At 42.3% G+C, this 15,135-nt stretch carries 16 protein-coding genes; 13 read left to right on the top strand and 3 right to left on the bottom strand.

The features are described 5' to 3' along the window. From HMPREF1195_RS03175 to HMPREF1195_RS03135, 9 genes are all read left to right on the top strand, one after another. The gene (locus HMPREF1195_RS03175; RefSeq protein WP_023918248.1) at positions 1 to 1,098 is read left to right on the top strand and encodes a hypothetical protein; all 1,098 of its coding nucleotides are present in this window, start codon (positions 1 to 3) and stop codon (positions 1,096 to 1,098) included. 83 nt (positions 1,099 to 1,181) lie between these two features. Then, a complete protein-coding gene (locus HMPREF1195_RS03170; RefSeq protein WP_003016342.1) occupies positions 1,182 to 1,586 on the top strand; it encodes a PaaI family thioesterase in 405 nt (134 codons plus the stop codon). Next, a complete protein-coding gene (locus tag HMPREF1195_RS03165; protein WP_023918246.1) occupies positions 1,561 to 2,313 on the top strand; it encodes an HAD family hydrolase in 753 nt (250 codons plus the stop codon). The genes HMPREF1195_RS03170 and HMPREF1195_RS03165 overlap by 26 nt, the downstream gene beginning before the upstream one ends. Positions 2,314 to 2,441: 128 nt before the next feature. Continuing rightward, positions 2,442 to 2,777: a zinc ribbon domain-containing protein YjdM gene (locus HMPREF1195_RS03160; RefSeq protein WP_003016288.1), complete on the top strand. Its 336-nt coding sequence runs from the start codon at positions 2,442 to 2,444 to the stop codon at positions 2,775 to 2,777. A gap of 44 nt (positions 2,778 to 2,821) precedes the next feature. After that, positions 2,822 to 3,445: a Pr6Pr family membrane protein gene (locus tag HMPREF1195_RS03155; protein WP_023918243.1), complete on the top strand. Its 624-nt coding sequence runs from the start codon at positions 2,822 to 2,824 to the stop codon at positions 3,443 to 3,445. A 274-nt stretch (positions 3,446 to 3,719) separates the two neighbouring features. Continuing rightward, positions 3,720 to 4,238, top strand: a complete 519-nt coding sequence (gene pyrR, locus HMPREF1195_RS03150) for a bifunctional pyr operon transcriptional regulator/uracil phosphoribosyltransferase PyrR (RefSeq protein ID WP_003001719.1) — start codon at positions 3,720 to 3,722, stop codon at positions 4,236 to 4,238. Positions 4,239 to 4,284: 46 nt separating this feature from the next. Next, the gene (locus HMPREF1195_RS03145; protein ID WP_003007497.1) at positions 4,285 to 5,208 is read left to right on the top strand and encodes an aspartate carbamoyltransferase catalytic subunit; all 924 of its coding nucleotides are present in this window, start codon (positions 4,285 to 4,287) and stop codon (positions 5,206 to 5,208) included. 124 nt (positions 5,209 to 5,332) lie between these two features. Further along, positions 5,333 to 6,424, top strand: coding sequence for a carbamoyl phosphate synthase small subunit (locus HMPREF1195_RS03140; RefSeq protein WP_023918241.1), 1,092 nt, complete (start codon positions 5,333 to 5,335; stop codon positions 6,422 to 6,424). Then, positions 6,421 to 8,160: an ATP-binding protein gene (locus HMPREF1195_RS03135; protein WP_037599320.1), complete on the top strand. Its 1,740-nt coding sequence runs from the start codon at positions 6,421 to 6,423 to the stop codon at positions 8,158 to 8,160. Before HMPREF1195_RS03140 ends, HMPREF1195_RS03135 begins: the two co-directional genes overlap by 4 nt. A gap of 36 nt (positions 8,161 to 8,196) precedes the next feature. Here the strand turns inward: HMPREF1195_RS03135 and pepT are convergent, their stop codons facing one another. The 3 genes from pepT to HMPREF1195_RS03120 are packed head-to-tail and all read right to left on the bottom strand — an operon-like array spanning position 8,197 to position 10,993. Then, the gene (pepT, locus tag HMPREF1195_RS03130) at positions 8,197 to 9,417 is read right to left on the bottom strand and encodes a peptidase T (RefSeq protein ID WP_023918238.1); all 1,221 of its coding nucleotides are present in this window, start codon (positions 9,415 to 9,417) and stop codon (positions 8,197 to 8,199) included. A 2-nt stretch (positions 9,418 to 9,419) separates the two neighbouring features. Next, positions 9,420 to 10,241, bottom strand: a complete 822-nt coding sequence (locus HMPREF1195_RS03125; RefSeq protein ID WP_023918236.1) for a Cof-type HAD-IIB family hydrolase — start codon at positions 10,239 to 10,241, stop codon at positions 9,420 to 9,422. Next, complete coding sequence (locus tag HMPREF1195_RS03120; RefSeq protein ID WP_023918234.1) at positions 10,238 to 10,993, bottom strand: LexA family transcriptional regulator; 756 nt, start codon at positions 10,991 to 10,993, stop codon at positions 10,238 to 10,240. The genes HMPREF1195_RS03125 and HMPREF1195_RS03120 overlap by 4 nt, the downstream gene beginning before the upstream one ends. Positions 10,994 to 11,188: 195 nt before the next feature. On the opposite strand from HMPREF1195_RS03120, the gene HMPREF1195_RS03115 reads away from it, so the two are divergent. The 4 genes from HMPREF1195_RS03115 to HMPREF1195_RS03100 all read left to right on the top strand — a co-directional run bounded on the left by HMPREF1195_RS03115 (position 11,189) and on the right by HMPREF1195_RS03100 (position 15,078). Continuing rightward, on the top strand, positions 11,189 to 11,626 hold the full coding sequence (locus HMPREF1195_RS03115; protein ID WP_023918232.1) for a GNAT family N-acetyltransferase: 438 nt from the start codon (positions 11,189 to 11,191) through the stop codon (positions 11,624 to 11,626). Between the two features lie 66 nt (positions 11,627 to 11,692). Beyond that, positions 11,693 to 13,519: a translation elongation factor 4 gene (gene lepA / locus HMPREF1195_RS03110; protein WP_009731117.1), complete on the top strand. Its 1,827-nt coding sequence runs from the start codon at positions 11,693 to 11,695 to the stop codon at positions 13,517 to 13,519. A 156-nt stretch (positions 13,520 to 13,675) separates the two neighbouring features. Continuing rightward, positions 13,676 to 14,320, top strand: a complete 645-nt coding sequence (locus HMPREF1195_RS03105) for a hypothetical protein (RefSeq protein WP_023918229.1) — start codon at positions 13,676 to 13,678, stop codon at positions 14,318 to 14,320. Between the two features lie 113 nt (positions 14,321 to 14,433). Continuing rightward, positions 14,434 to 15,078, top strand: coding sequence for a hypothetical protein (locus tag HMPREF1195_RS03100; protein ID WP_023918227.1), 645 nt, complete (start codon positions 14,434 to 14,436; stop codon positions 15,076 to 15,078). The last annotated feature ends 57 nt before the right edge of the window (positions 15,079 to 15,135 follow it).

Raw genomic sequence — 15,135 nt, 5'->3', positions numbered from 1 at the left:
ATGCTACTAGCAATTTTTAGAGATTTGGTATCCAAAAATCGGCTCTTTTTGTTCTTGACTTCCTTAGCATTTGCTCTTTATTACCATGTTGTTGGGGGCAAATTTTCTACGAGCTTTCAAGTCTTATTGATCAGTACGGCTATTGTCACTGCTCTATCAACCTTTCAATTGTTGTATTCCTACTTTTCGATGGACAGGGTCCAGGCCTACTACCAGCTTCCGTTGTCTCTCAATCGTTTCAAAGGTTCTTTTCTGACAGTAACCTTTCTTCTCAATTTGTTAGAGCGCGTGCTGTTATTGATCCTCTTTTTGGGAGTCAAGTTAGACCTGCCACAATCCTTTAAGCTTGTCCACCTATCTTTACTGGTGGTATTGAGTGTGTTTTATGTCTTTATCCAGTTCAATACAAGGCCCAGTTTTCTAGGAGGGGTGCTCATTTTTGTAACGACTGTTCTCACAGGATCTTCTTTATGGGTTCAACAAGTGTCCTATATGATCTTACTGTCAGCCCTCCTTGCTGTCTTAATTTTTAAAAATGAGGACCTGGTCGCGATTTCAAAAAATGATCAGTTGCTCGTCGCAAAGAGAAGAAGTGGCAATTATTTTTGGCTTTCCTTGTTTCAAGAGCGCTATTTTTCCATCAATTTTGTCTTTACTCTCATCTTCCTCCTTCTCATTCTGATACAGGATTATGATGCTCCTTTAAAAATCATCATTCTTTTAACGATGGCTTCTGTCAATACGCCATTAACCACCCTCATTTCCGCGGATAAAGATTTGATTGATCATGTTAAGTCACTTCCTAAGAGTCGGTTCTTTTACTTGATGTATTACCGTGTATTGCTGACTTATTTCTTAGCTGTGAATCTATTTGTTGCTCTATTATTAAAAATGGTGGTCATGCCTGACTTGGGGATTCTATTTTTACTAGGAGTGATGCTTCTAGCAGTAGTGGAAGCTGTTTTGCACTTACTTATTGAAATCTATTTTCCTTTAAGAAAATGGAATTTAAAGAGAGAATGTTGGAAGCACCCCCGAAAATACATTGTTCCTAGTATCGTCTTCTTACTTAGTTGGAGTCTCCTTTTCTGCTTCTAAGGAATTGCCCCTTTGCTTGTATCTGCTTCTTAATTGTAGTATGATAGAGGAGTTGAAAAGATGCTAGAAAAGGTGGCAAGTATATGAAAGATTTTCACTTTGATGCAATTGCTGCATTTGAAAATTATGAAATCGAAAAGATGAGAGATGGCCATGTAGTGGTGACAACCAAGGTCGTGGAATCCTCGCTCAATTATTATGGAAATGCGCACGGAGGCTATCTCTTTACCCTGTGTGACCAAGTCAGTGGTTTGGTCGTGGTTTCTCAAGGGGTCGATGGGGTGACCTTGCAATCCTCGATCAATTACTTGAAAGCAGGGCGTCTGGGGGATGTCCTCACGATCCATGGCGAATGTGTCCATAGTGGACGCACGACTCGAGTTGTGGATGTCGATATTACCAATCAAGACGGGGCCAATGTCTGCAAGGCAACCTTTACCATGTTTGTTACGGGAGTGAGAGATGAATCCGCACAAGTACGCATTTAAAAACTATATTTTTGATTTTTATGGAACCTTGGTCGACATCGAAACGGATGAGTCGAGTCCCATTTTATGGGATACCATGGCTCAGATCTACCAATCCTACGGGGCAAGCTACACAGGAGAAGGCTTGCGACTGCGTTATAGAGAGTTGGTGCAACAAGCCGAAGAAGACTTGGCTAAGGAAAAACAAGTTGCCTACCCAGAGATTGATCTTACAGTTATCTTTGTGCAATTGTATTTAGAAGGCCATCCAAGCGGGAATAGTGTTGTCCACCTCAAAGAGTGGGGACGTTTGATTGCGCGGACTTTCCGTGTCCTTTCTCGCAAACGGTTGGAGCTTTATCCTCACACGAAAGAAGTATTAGAGGATATGAAAGCTGCAGGTTGCCGGATCTTTCTCTTATCCAATGCCCAAGCGGATTTTACCAATCCGGAGATTGATTTGGTTGGTTTGAGAGAACTTTTCCATGCCATTTACTTGTCATCTGATGCAGGTATTCGCAAACCTCAGCCAGAGTTTCTCTTGGAAGTGATGAAAGAACACCAGTTGAACCCTGAGAAAACGGTCATGGTGGGGAATGACTTTACGACAGATGTCGCCGTGGCCCAAAGTATCGGGATGGAGAGTATCTTGATCAATACCTTCCCATATTCTGATGTTGAACTTCGCGAGAAGAATCAAGCAGGTGTGCGCGTGATTCGAGATATTCAAGAATTGCAGGAAGATTGAAAAATATGATCTATGTAGGGAGGCCAAGTTGCCTCCTTTTTTATTGAAAATGCTACAGTTAAGCAGGATTTGTCAAATTTTCGCTTTCATGGTATACTATGAAAGTTAATTTGAATAAGGAGATAAAAATGAATAACTTACCAAACTGTCCAAAATGTAACTCTGAATACGTCTATGAAGATGGAGCGCTCTTGGTGTGTCCAGAGTGTGCGTATGAATGGAACCCAGCTGAGGTCGAAGAAGAAGAGGGTGTCGTAGCGATTGACGCAAACGGAAACAAATTGGCTGATGGCGATACGGTGACCTTGATAAAAGATTTGAAAGTCAAGGGTGCCCCGAAAGATTTGAAACAAGGTACGCGCGTGAAAAATATCCGTATCGTGGAAGGAGACCACAACATCGATTGTAAGATTGATGGCTTTGGTGCAATGAAACTCAAATCAGAATTTGTGAAGAAGATCTAAAGAAAAGAAGAAGGGCCTAGTCCCTTTTCTTTCAGGAGGATACTATGAAATTCAAACTATTGTTTAGCTATCGTTTTTTATTGTTTATTTTAAGTGTACTCGGTGTTTATCTGCAACTGACCAAGCATGGGGGCTTTGGCATGATGCTCTATTACACCATTTTATCTAACATGTTGGTCATGTTCTTTATGGGAGACATGGTTTGGCGCATGGTTCGAGGTCGTTCGACCCAGACTCAGGGCTACCTTCGTATGAAGGGAGCGGTCACCATGGCTATTATGATTACCTTTGTCATCTACCACTTTATGTTGGCGCCTCTGGCGACACCTGAGAAGTTTTATCGTTTGGAAAACTTCCTCTGTCATTACATCGTTCCTTTGATGTTCTTCTTTGATACCCTAGTGGTTGATAAAGCCAAGCAATACCGTAAGCTCGATCCCTTCCTTTGGACCTTGATTCCCCTGGCTTACATGCTCTTTGCCCTTCTCAATGGTTTGGTCTTGAAGTGGCCGATTCCAGGTGCAAAAGATAGTCCCTTTGCCTATTTCTTTATCAATGTTAATAAATACGGTTGGGCCTTTGTTGGCAAATGGGTAGTGATCATCTTTATCGCTTACCTCCTAGCTGGCTATGTGCTCTATGGGATCAAAAATATCAAGCGAAAATAGGCTGTTTTTCAGTAAAAACCGAACATTATTCAGACGAAAAGTCATATCTTTAAATTTTTTTGAAAAATGTTGAGTTTTTTCTTGCATGTCGTTTGAAACTGTGATATAGTTATCTCAATTAAATAAATCCTTTAATCCTGTCCCGTGAGGCAGGCAAGGAGACTGTGAAAAACAATGGCTAGGACCATAGGGCGAGACTCTATCCTCTTAGACCATCCATTTGCTGAACCTCCTTGAAAAAGGAGGTTTTTCTTTTACAACTAAGGAGGACTGAATGAAAACCAAAGAAGTCGTTGATGATTTGACGATGAAACGGGCCATTACCCGGATCACCTACGAAATCATTGAACGAAACAAAGATTTGAGCCAGATTGTGCTGGTGGGGATCAAGACGCGTGGTGTTTACATCGCTCGCCGGATCCAAGAACGCCTCTCTCAGCTGGAACAAATCGATGTCCCTGTTGCAGAACTAGATACCAAGCCTTTCCGAGATGACATGAAGGCGACTGAGGATACAACGGTCTTACCAGTTGATATCGCTCATAGAGAAGTCATTTTGATCGATGATGTCCTCTATACAGGTCGCACGATACGCGCTGCCATTGATAATCTGGTCAGTCACGGTCGTCCTGCTCGAGTGAGTCTGGCGGTTCTAGTCGACCGTGGGCATCGGGAGTTGCCGATTCGTCCGGACTTTGTTGGGAAAAATATCCCGACAAGTAAGTCAGAGGAAATCATTGTCGAGATGGTGGAGCTAGACGGTCAAGACCGCGTCCTCATCAAAGAAGCTTAAACAAATTGTATACTATTTGCATTCACATTTTAAAAGGAGAATCAATATGTCTGAAAATCAAATCGCTCTTAAAAACCTTGTCTCAATGGAAACTCTTACCAATGAAGAAGTAATGGCATTGATCAAACGTGGGATTGAGTTCAAAAACGGAGCTAAAGCATCCTACGAAGACCAACACATCATCTCAAACCTTTTCTTTGAACCTTCAACTCGTACCCACAAAGCCTTTGAAGTGGCAGAGTTGAAATTGGGATGTGATCTCCTTGACTTTGATGTAAAGACAAGTTCTGTGAACAAAGGGGAAACACTTTACGATACAATCTTAACCATGTCAGCTCTTGGTGTAGATGTCTGCGTCATCCGTCACCCTGAAGTGGATTACTACAAAGAATTAGTTGAAAGCCCGACGATCACTGCATCTATCGTCAATGGTGGGGACGGTTCAGGTCAACACCCAAGCCAAAGCTTGCTTGATTTGATGACCATCTACCAAGAATTCGGTCACTTTGACGGCTTGAAAGTTTGTATCGCTGGGGACTTGGATCACTCACGTGTGGCGAAATCAAACATGCAAATCTTGAAACGTTTGGGAGCAACTCTTTACTTTGCAGGTCCAGACGAATGGAGAAGTGCGGAATTTGAAGACTATGGAACCTTCGTCACTATCGATGAAGTCATTGAAGAAGTGGATGTGATGATGTTCTTGCGTGTGCAGCACGAACGTCATGATTACGAATCACTCTTCTCTAAAGAAAACTACCACCGTCTTCATGGTTTGACACAAGAACGTTATGACCGTATGAAAGATACTGCGATCTTGATGCACCCAGCACCAGTCAACCGTGACGTTGAAATCGCGGACCACTTGGTAGAAGCTCCTAAATCACGCATCGTAGAACAAATGACCAATGGTGTCTTTGTCCGTATGGCCATCATTGAAGCCGTCCTTAAAGGTCGCGGAGCAAAATAAAATAACTGACAATTCATTGAAAGGAAAGAAAGAGGACAGAGTAGATCGCTACATGGAATCTGACTTTCCTTTTTTTGAGGAACTGTGATAAAATTGTACTAGAGTAAAAGAAGGGAGAGGTTCGATGAAACGATTATTGGTCCTAGAGGATGGTACTGTATTTGAAGGAGAAGCCTTTGGTGCAGACCTATATGTAACGGGTGAGTTGGTCTTTACCACAGCCATGACAGGTTATCAAGAATTGCTCACGGATCAGGCTTTTAGTGGCCAGATTCTCTCCTTTACCTTCCCGGTTATTGGCGCAGCAGGAATCAATCGGGATGATTCTGAATCCATTACACCCACTTGTTTAGCAGTAGTGGTTCAGCATCTGGTGGAGATGCCGAGCAATTGGCGGCAGCAGATGACCTTGGATGAATTCTTGAAGCGAAAAAAAATCCCTGGTATTGTAGGGATTGATACCCGCCAGGTGGCAAAAATTGTCCGCAAGTATGGACGGATGAAGGCAACTGTTATTAACAAGGGGGATTCGATCGAGCATATCTTGGATCAGTTGCGAGCAACGGTCCTTCCCAAAGACCAAGTACGTCAAGTCTCGACCAAAACAGCCTATGCTGTACCTGGTTTTGGAAAGAGTATTGCCTTGATTGATCTAGGGGTCAAGCACTCTGTCTTACGTCAGCTGAGTCAAAGGGACTGTAATGTGACAGTCTATCCCTATGATATCTCTTATGATGAACTGATGGAGCAGCAACCAGATGGGGTTATTTTATCCAGTGGGCCAGGCGATCCCCATCAGGTGAAAAAACTCTGCCGCTTGATCAAAAAGCTCAATGGTCAGATTCCGATCTGGGGTATGGGCTTGGGAGCTCAGTTGTTGGCACAAGCTTACGGCGCTGAGCTGGCCCCTATGGAAGTCGGACATTTCGGCTTGAACATACCTGTGCGTGAAATTGCGACAGGAAAAATCGAGATAACCAGTCAAAATCACTTGTATAGTATAGCGAGGGACAGTCTGCCCCATGATTTATTGGTCACACATGAAAATGTCAATGACCATAGTATTGAAGCTTTTCGTCATCGTTACCAACCAATTTTAGGGGTTCAATTCCAAGTAGATGCTAGTCCAGGTCCAAGAGAAAATCTCTATTTTTACGATGAATTTTTAGAGTTGATTGATGCCAAAATTCACGAAAGTAGAAGGGAGAAGGAATGATGAAACAAAACCAGAAATTGCTTCTCCTGTGTGGAGATTCTTATCAGGATATTAGCCTCTTGGCTGCGGTACAGGAAGCACAAAAACTTAATGCCAAGGATGGGAATGCTCTTGTCCTTTATTTGGGCGAGGAAAATGCTATCACCCAAGAAGCTACAGATATAGTTGTAGTTAGTAAGCTCAAGCTGGATGCTCTTAGGACGACTCTTCTTTCTTATACTGGATCTCGCTTGCTCTTAGCTTTTGCGGACAAACAGATTTTGAATCTCTTGTTTCGTTTGGAAGAAACTGGATTTTTCAAAGATGCATCGATTATGATTGTCGGGCCGAGTCTCCAACGCTACCGTAATTTTTACCAACAGGCAGATCAACGACGTCTCTTTCAAGAGCTGGGCTATCAAGTACCCGCTTCCGCACTGGTTGGTTCTGTTCGAGAAGCTATCGAGTTTTCTGAAGGCATTCAATTTCCTATTATGATCTGGCCAGTAGCGAGTAAGCAAGGGCAAGGGCGAAAGATCGCTCATAACTTGGATGATTTATGCGAAGCTGTAGAAATGGGACTTTCGGTTTCTCCAAGTCAGCAGTGTTTGCTGGAGTTTTCGACTTATGGCTTTAAGGAACTGGATTTTGTAGTCATGCGGGATCGCGAAGACAATCACTACCTGGCGGCCTCTATTGAAAGCATTGATCCTGTTGGGATCCACTCTAGTGACTCTTACCAATTTATGCCAGCGGTCACTCTGACTGACCGTGAGTTTCAAAATCTTCGTGAAGCAGCGATCCACATCAGTCGCTATCTGAAGCTGACAGGAGCCATTTCCATTAAGTTTGCCTTGGATCCGACCAGCTATGCTTTTTATATCTTAGAGGTTAATCCATTTGCTTCAGATAGTATCTCGATGGCCTCTATGGGCTTGGGCTATTCCTTGTTTGAGCAAGGCGTGCAGCTGCAATTGGGGCGCTCGCTCGAGCATTTGCCTCATCCATTATTACAGAAGATAAAGGCAGTCTATGAACCTAGTCTAGACTATATTTTCTTTAAGATTCCGATCTTTTCAGATGCTGCGCAAAATGCTCGTCTCAATACCCAAATTCACTCCTATGGGGCAGTTTATGGATTTGGAAAGAGGATCGATGAAGCTTACCAACAGGCCTTAGAAACCATTAAAGATAAAAAACTGCTGACTGTCTTTCCTGAAGAAATGACCGATGATGAGTTAATCCAAAAAATAGCTCGTCATATGCCCCATCGGCTCTTCTATATCTTAGAGGCTCTGAAACGTGGTTTTGAGTTTGAGGAACTCTTGGATTTAAGTAAATTAGCACCGATTTATTTGCAGGTCTTGGCCAATCTAGTGGAGTTAGAAAAAGGAGTAGAGGCTGATACAAGTCCAGCATTTCTTCCGGTTGAGCCATCAGCTGGCTTATATGAGGTCAAAGCAGGAGCAGCCTATTATCTGACCCAAAATGGGACCAATGAGTCATTCGGTTTGGATGCTGCTTGTGTCTTGGTGGATGATCTAGAAATTCGGGACCCGAGTTTTTACCAAAAGGTAGGAAAGAAGGAGCAAGAGTTAAAAGAAAAAGGACAACAGGTGATCTTAGTCACCAATCGTCCTTTTACAGAATCTTTGGCAGATAAAGTCTATTATCTTCCTATCAATGAGACAAGCCTTAACCTAATTCAGTCCATTGATCAGGTAAAAGATATTGTCAAGCTTTCTAACATACAATAAAGGATCCGGACAATCTATCCGAATCCTTTTTGTTTCTTATTTTTTGGTCACAATACCAATAATGGTATCAACTGCGCGTTCCATGGTTTGGAGGCTAACGTATTCAAAGCGACCGTGCATATTTTCGCCACCGGCAAAGATGTTTGGTGTAGGAATTCCCATAAAGGAAATTTTAGACCCATCTGTACCACCGCGGATTGGTTCAATGATTGGTGTGATGCCAAGATCTTCCATGACTTCCTTAGCAAGGGTAATCGGCGTCATATCTTTTTCAATCACTTGCTTCATGTTGTAGTACTGATCTTTGAGGGTGAGGAGAACGCGTTCGCTACCGAGCTCCGCATTCATCTGATCCGCAATAGATGTCATGAGGTCTTTGCGTTTCTCAAAGCTTTCAGTTTCAAAGTCCCGAATGATGTAACTGGCACTTGCTTCCTCAACAGTTCCTTCAATGTTCATCAAGTGGTAGAAGCCTTCATAGCCTTCGGTTAATTCAGGACGTGCTCCTTCAGGTAGTTTGTTATGGAAATCAATGGCCAATTGAAGGGCGTTGATCATTTGACCTTTGGCTGTACCTGGGTGGACATTGCGTCCTTTGAAGGTGATTTCAGCTCCAGCTGCTGAGAAGGTTTCGTATTGAAGCTCTCCAAGAGGACCACCATCGACAGTATAGGCAAAATCTACATCGAAATCCTCTGCATCAAATTGATCTGCGCCGACGCCGATTTCTTCATCTGGACCAAAGCCAACACGGATTTCTCCGTGTTTGATTTCAGGATGAGCTGTCAGGTATTCAATAGCTGTCATGATTTCAGCGATACCTGACTTATCGTCTGCACCCAGAAGAGTAGTACCGTCAGTTGTGATCAAGGTTTGTCCCTTGTAGTTGTTCAAATGAGCAAAATCGGCTGGATCGAGTGTGAAACCAGACTCACCAAGGGCAATGACACCCCCATCATAATTCTCAACGATTTGTGGATTGACATTTTCCGCATTGAAGTCAGCGGTATCCATGTGAGAGATAAATCCAATCTTGCGTGTAAAGCTTGGATCATTGGCTGGAAGTGTTCCAATGGCATAGCCGTTTGGTAAATAGTAGACGTTTTGAAGACCCACGCGTTTCATCTCAGGGATCAAAACGTTTGTTGCAAAATCAACTTGTGATTGGGTACTTGGAGTGGTTGTAGAATTCTCGTCTGAACGTGTGTTAACCTTTACATAGGTAATAAAACGGTCCAACAAATTTGCGTATTTCATGATCATTCTCCTTTTTCAGTTTCAATTAATTTGTGAATAGCATGGGCCACGCCATCTTCATCATTGGTCAGGGTGATGAAGTCTGCGATTTCCTTGACAGCAGCATTGCCATTTCCCATAGCAACGCTGTAACCAGCAAAACGTAGCATTTCAAGGTCATTATTGGCATCTCCAAGAGCCATAACCTGCTCTCTGCTGTAGCCTAATGTTTGACTTAATGCCTGAAGAGCAGAAGCCTTGCTCGCGCCTTTTGGCAGAATTTCAAACAAGATATCCTGCGAACGTACAGTGTTAAAATCGGCCTCTAATGCAGCCTCGTGCTGAGCTTGGAAGGCATCAATAGCAGAAGGATCTCCTACGTACATTGCTTGAAAAATAGGGAGGTAGTTTGGTAGATCTTCTAATGAAATAGGTGTCGGTTTATAGTTAACAATACCCGCATCCATAGTGACAAGTTCACTAGCTTCAGGTGCGACCACTAGGTAGTGATCCATATCAAATAAGGTTAGCTGGACATCTGTATCTTCCGTTAAAACTTGCAACCGGTGCCTATCCTCGAGGCTCAACTCTTCCTTGCCAATGATTTCCCAATTCTGAGTAGACAAGGTTGTACACCCGTTATTGATAATCATATAGTAGTTGCCATCAGGAAGACCAATCTCTTCAAAGATAGGACGGACACCCGCTAAGGGACGCCCCGTACAGATCACAATATCATAGCCGGCTTGATGGGCTTTATGAAGGGCTTCAATATTTCCTTTGGATAAAGTCTTATCCTCGTGTAAGAGGGTGCCATCTAAGTCAATCGCAATTAATTTAATCATTTGATTTCCTCCAAATCAAGAGGAACAAAGCCATCAATCACTTTTCCAATCACCCCAGGTTCCTCATCTAGTGGAATGATTTGATCACTATATTTCTTATTGAGGGAAACCAGTCGAATACCGTTGGCCTCACGAAAGACACGTTTGATCAACGTTTGCCCGTCAAAATCAATGGCATAAATTGCCCCTGCTTGATCATAATAGGTTTGCTTGATTAACACAACGGTCCCTTTTTCGTATTTAGGCTCGAGGGAATCCGTATGAATCCAAAAAGCCAAATCGTAAGGAATCTTTTGATCAAACCAGACGATATCAGCTTGCTTCTGATTTTGGTAAGCTGCAAAAGAATCATAGACAGAATACGAGTGGTATTGCTTTTCAATTTTCTGTCTTTCTTTTTGATGGGTCAAGAGACTCTTTCCATAAGAAAGAAGATTTTCTTGATTTCCTTCATCGAGCTGTTTATATAATCGTTCAATCTCTGAATCAATGACCACAAAATCATTGCGCAATCGAGGGTCAATTTCAGCAACTGCTACCTGGAAAAAGGCTGCAATCTTCTCTAAATTTTCAGGAACGGGAAGAGAAGTCCCTTTTACATATCCAGTTAGCGTACTTGCAGGGATTCCAGTAATACGAGATAATTCGATCTGTTTTTTTCCTTGTTCTTTCAGTAATTCTCTAATCTTTTCCGATATAATCCGTAATGCCTCTTTGTCTTGAGGGCTTGCTTTTCCACGACCTCTGGCCAACGTACTCACCTCCTTGTATTTACCCTTACTATTATAATGAATTAAATCGAAAAAGTAAATAGAAATCCCTGAGAAATGCGAAAAAAGATGAATTTGATCTAAATCGGATTTTATTTATAAATTTCATCTGCTATTCCTTTACTTTTTGAGGAAAAAGGTCTAAGATAAGAGCAAAGAGTTCAAGGAGGTGAAGGTATGATTCGTACTGTTCAAGTCAAAGATGCAGGTCAAATTAGAGATTTATGTCACCAAGCATTGGGGTATGATTCGACCCTTGAAAAAGTGGCAGCTCAGATTGATAAATTTAATTCGCCAGATTCGGATCATTTTTGCTTTGTTTATGAAGAGGGCCAAACAGGAAATATTCTTGGTTATGTGGAAGCGGAAGTCTATGAAAGCCTCTATAGTGATGCTGGTTTAAATATTTTGGGTCTTGCGGTTTTTCCATCTGCACAAAGACGTGGGATCGGTCGCCAATTGATGGAGCGAGTTGAAGAACTTGCCAAAAGCAAGCATTATGCTTTTATCCGTTTAAATTCTGCCTCTCATCGAAAAGAAGCTCATCTCTTTTACGAACGAATAGGCTATGAGGGGAATAAAACGCAGAAGCGATTTTTGAAAATAATGAATTAAGATAGGCAAAGGCCTATCTTTTTTGTTATAATGAAGAGTACGATTAAATTTACTAGGAAGATGATTATGCCAAATTTTGAAGAATTAAAAAAACGACAAGAGAAGATTCGGAACTTCTCGATCATCGCCCATATTGACCATGGAAAGTCAACCTTGGCCGATCGAATTTTAGAAAAAACCGAAACCGTGTCTAGTCGGGAGATGCAAGCCCAACTTTTGGACAGCATGGACCTGGAACGGGAACGTGGGATTACCATTAAACTCAACGCCATCGAGTTGAACTACACGGCTAAAGATGGGGAAACCTATATCTTCCACTTGATTGACACACCAGGACACGTGGACTTTACCTATGAGGTTTCGCGGTCGCTTGCTGCCTGTGAGGGAGCCATTCTCGTAGTGGATGCCGCTCAAGGGATTGAAGCTCAGACTCTAGCCAACGTTTACTTAGCGCTGGACAATGATTTGGAAATTCTTCCAGTCATTAATAAGATTGACTTGCCAGCTGCAGATCCAGAACGCGTGCGCACAGAAGTAGAAGATGTCATCGGCTTGGATGCTAGTGAAGCTGTCCTAGCTTCTGCCAAGGCTGGTATTGGGATTGAAGAAATTTTGGAGCAGATCGTTGAGAAAGTTCCAGCACCGACTGGGGATGTTGAAGCCCCTCTTCAAGCCTTGATCTTTGACTCTGTATATGATGCCTATCGTGGGGTGATCCTTCAAGTCCGAGTGGTCAACGGAATGGTCAAACCAGGCGATAAGATCCAGCTCATGAGCAATGGTAAGACCTTTGATGTCACTGAAGTTGGGATTTTTACTCCTAAAGCAGTTGGACGTGATTTCCTTGCAACTGGAGACGTTGGCTATATTGCGGCCTCTATCAAGACCGTTGCGGATACCCGTGTCGGGGATACGGTAACCCTAGCGACCAATCCAGCAAGTGAGCCACTACATGGATACAAGCAGATGAATCCAATGGTTTTTGCCGGTCTTTACCCAATCGAATCTAACAAATACAATGATCTTCGGGAAGCTTTGGAAAAATTGCAATTGAATGACGCCAGTCTTCAATTTGAGCCTGAAACATCTCAAGCCCTCGGGTTTGGTTTCCGTTGTGGTTTCTTGGGGCTCCTTCATATGGACGTTATCCAAGAGCGCTTGGAACGTGAGTTCAATATTGACTTGATCATGACAGCGCCGTCTGTTATCTACAAGGTCAATTTGACAGATGGAGAAGCACTGGATGTTTCCAACCCTTCTGAGTTTCCAGATCCAACCAAGATCGCTTCGATCGAAGAACCGTATGTTAAAGCCCAAATCATGGTGCCACAAGAGTTTGTCGGGGCGGTTATGGAATTGGCCCAACGAAAACGTGGGGATTTTGTGACCATGGATTACATCGATGAAAATCGGGTGAATGTCATTTATCAAATCCCACTAGCCGAAATTGTCTTTGATTTCTTTGATAAATTGAAGTCTTCCACTCGTGGCTATGCGAGCTTTGACTATGAGTTGTCTGAATACCGTCCTTCTAAATTGGTCAAAATGGATATCCTCCTCAATGGAGATACCGTCGATGCCCTCAGCTTCATCGTTCACAAGGATTTTGCTTATGAACGTGGTAAGTTGATCGTTGAGAAGCTTAAGAAGATTATCCCTCGTCAACAGTTTGAGGTGCCCATCCAAGCAGCCATCGGTCATAAGATCGTGGCCCGTACAGATATCAAGGCCCTTCGTAAGAATGTCTTGGCTAAGTGTTATGGTGGGGACGTCTCACGGAAACGCAAGCTTCTTGAAAAACAAAAAGCCGGTAAGAAACGGATGAAAGCGATTGGATCTGTAGAAGTACCACAGGAAGCCTTCTTATCTGTCTTGTCAATGGATGAAGAATAACATTAAAGTGCCCCCAAAAAAGGGCGCTTTTATTTTAGGTTTGAAAGAAATAAACTGAATTAGAAAGGTTGGATCAGATGTGACACTTATCCTATTTTAAAATACCCACTTTCATGGTAGACTAAAAGAAAGAAAACGTTCTCAAGGAGGTTGAGCATGAAACACAAATTATGGGTCACATCACTGACGATTCTTTCTGCCTGTACATTAATGGCTTGTAATCACACCACAAAAAAGGACACAGCAGCTTCTTCTACAAAAGAGAGTAGCAGTAAAGTCGAAAAGCAAACAAGCAGTTCTTCGTCAAAGGATACTTCTTCTACAAAGAAAAACACTTCCAGTCAAGAAACCAAGCGAATTGGAAATGCAGATTATGGATACATCGATATTCCAAGTAAATGGTTCAAGTTCACGGATATCGATGGGACAGAAGCTGTCCAATATACAGATGGCAGTGGCTATAATATTGTCACCTTGAACAGCTTTACGCGGGAAAAGGCCAAAGTTCCTGCGGATATCGAGTTTAATGCAGAATTTCTAGCCAAGAAACTGGCCGTAATGTGGCAAGATAACCAAGATGTTGGGAAGATGACGGGAGCGCGGACTAAAGTCTCAGGTCTGGATGCCTACCAGCTTCAAATTGTCATGAAATCTGGTCAATACCTGATTACTTGGATCTTCCAGAAGGGTGAAAAAGTTTATACCATTTCTTTTGAAGGGGATGCAGAAACCTTGAAAACCTTTATCCCATACATTGAAAATACTTGGAGCCTAGATGGAACAGGCGCTGTAACGGATTGATGAAGAGAGGCTAGAATCATTTCTAGTCTCTTTATGCTATAGAAATCGCACTTTCAAATCCTAGAAAATCATGGTAGACTAGTGGAAAGAAAATACATCATTGAGGAGAGAATATGAAAAATAAGTTCCTACTCGCGTCTGTTACGTTTTTGTCTGTTGTAAGCCTTTCTGCTTGTACCAGTCCAAAGAAAGAGTCTAGTAAATCATCGGCAGCATCTAGTTCCTCTAATGTGGTGAGAGAGACAACAAATTCAAGTAGTAATGTAGAGAAAAAAATTCCAGATAGTGATAAGGGGAATGTGAAAACGAAACGAATTGGATCAGCAGATTATGGCTATGTCAATATTCCAAGTGACTGGAAAAAGAATGATAGTATCCAAGTCGGAGATAATATTCAGTATACAGATAAAAACGCCTTCAATATTATTGTTTTAAATGCTGCCACTAGAGAAAAAGCAAATGTCCCTGAAGGAGTGGAATTTAATGCAGAGCTAATAGCTCAAAGATTGGAGAGTAAGTGGAATGATTATAAAATTGTTGAGAAAATGACAAAATCTACGACGACTGTTGGAGGAAATGAGTCGCTTAAAATACATATTTTTCTCAAGTCAGGCCTGCAGGTTGCTGGTTGGGTATTCCAAAAAGATGATAAGGTTTATTTGATTGTTGTTGAAGGATTTGAGAAAACAATAACTCAATTTACTCCTTATGTCGAAAACACTTGGAGCCTAGATGGAACAGGTGCTGTGACCGATTAATCAAGTGAGATAGATCGCAGGATCTATCTTTTTTTAGAGTCTTTGTGGTATAATCTT

Source organism: Streptococcus parasanguinis CC87K (assembly GCF_000507765.1).
Taxonomy (GTDB): domain Bacteria; phylum Bacillota; class Bacilli; order Lactobacillales; family Streptococcaceae; genus Streptococcus; species Streptococcus parasanguinis_J.
Note: the sequence above shows the minus strand (reverse complement) of the source record. Positions and strands in the feature narration are given on the sequence as shown.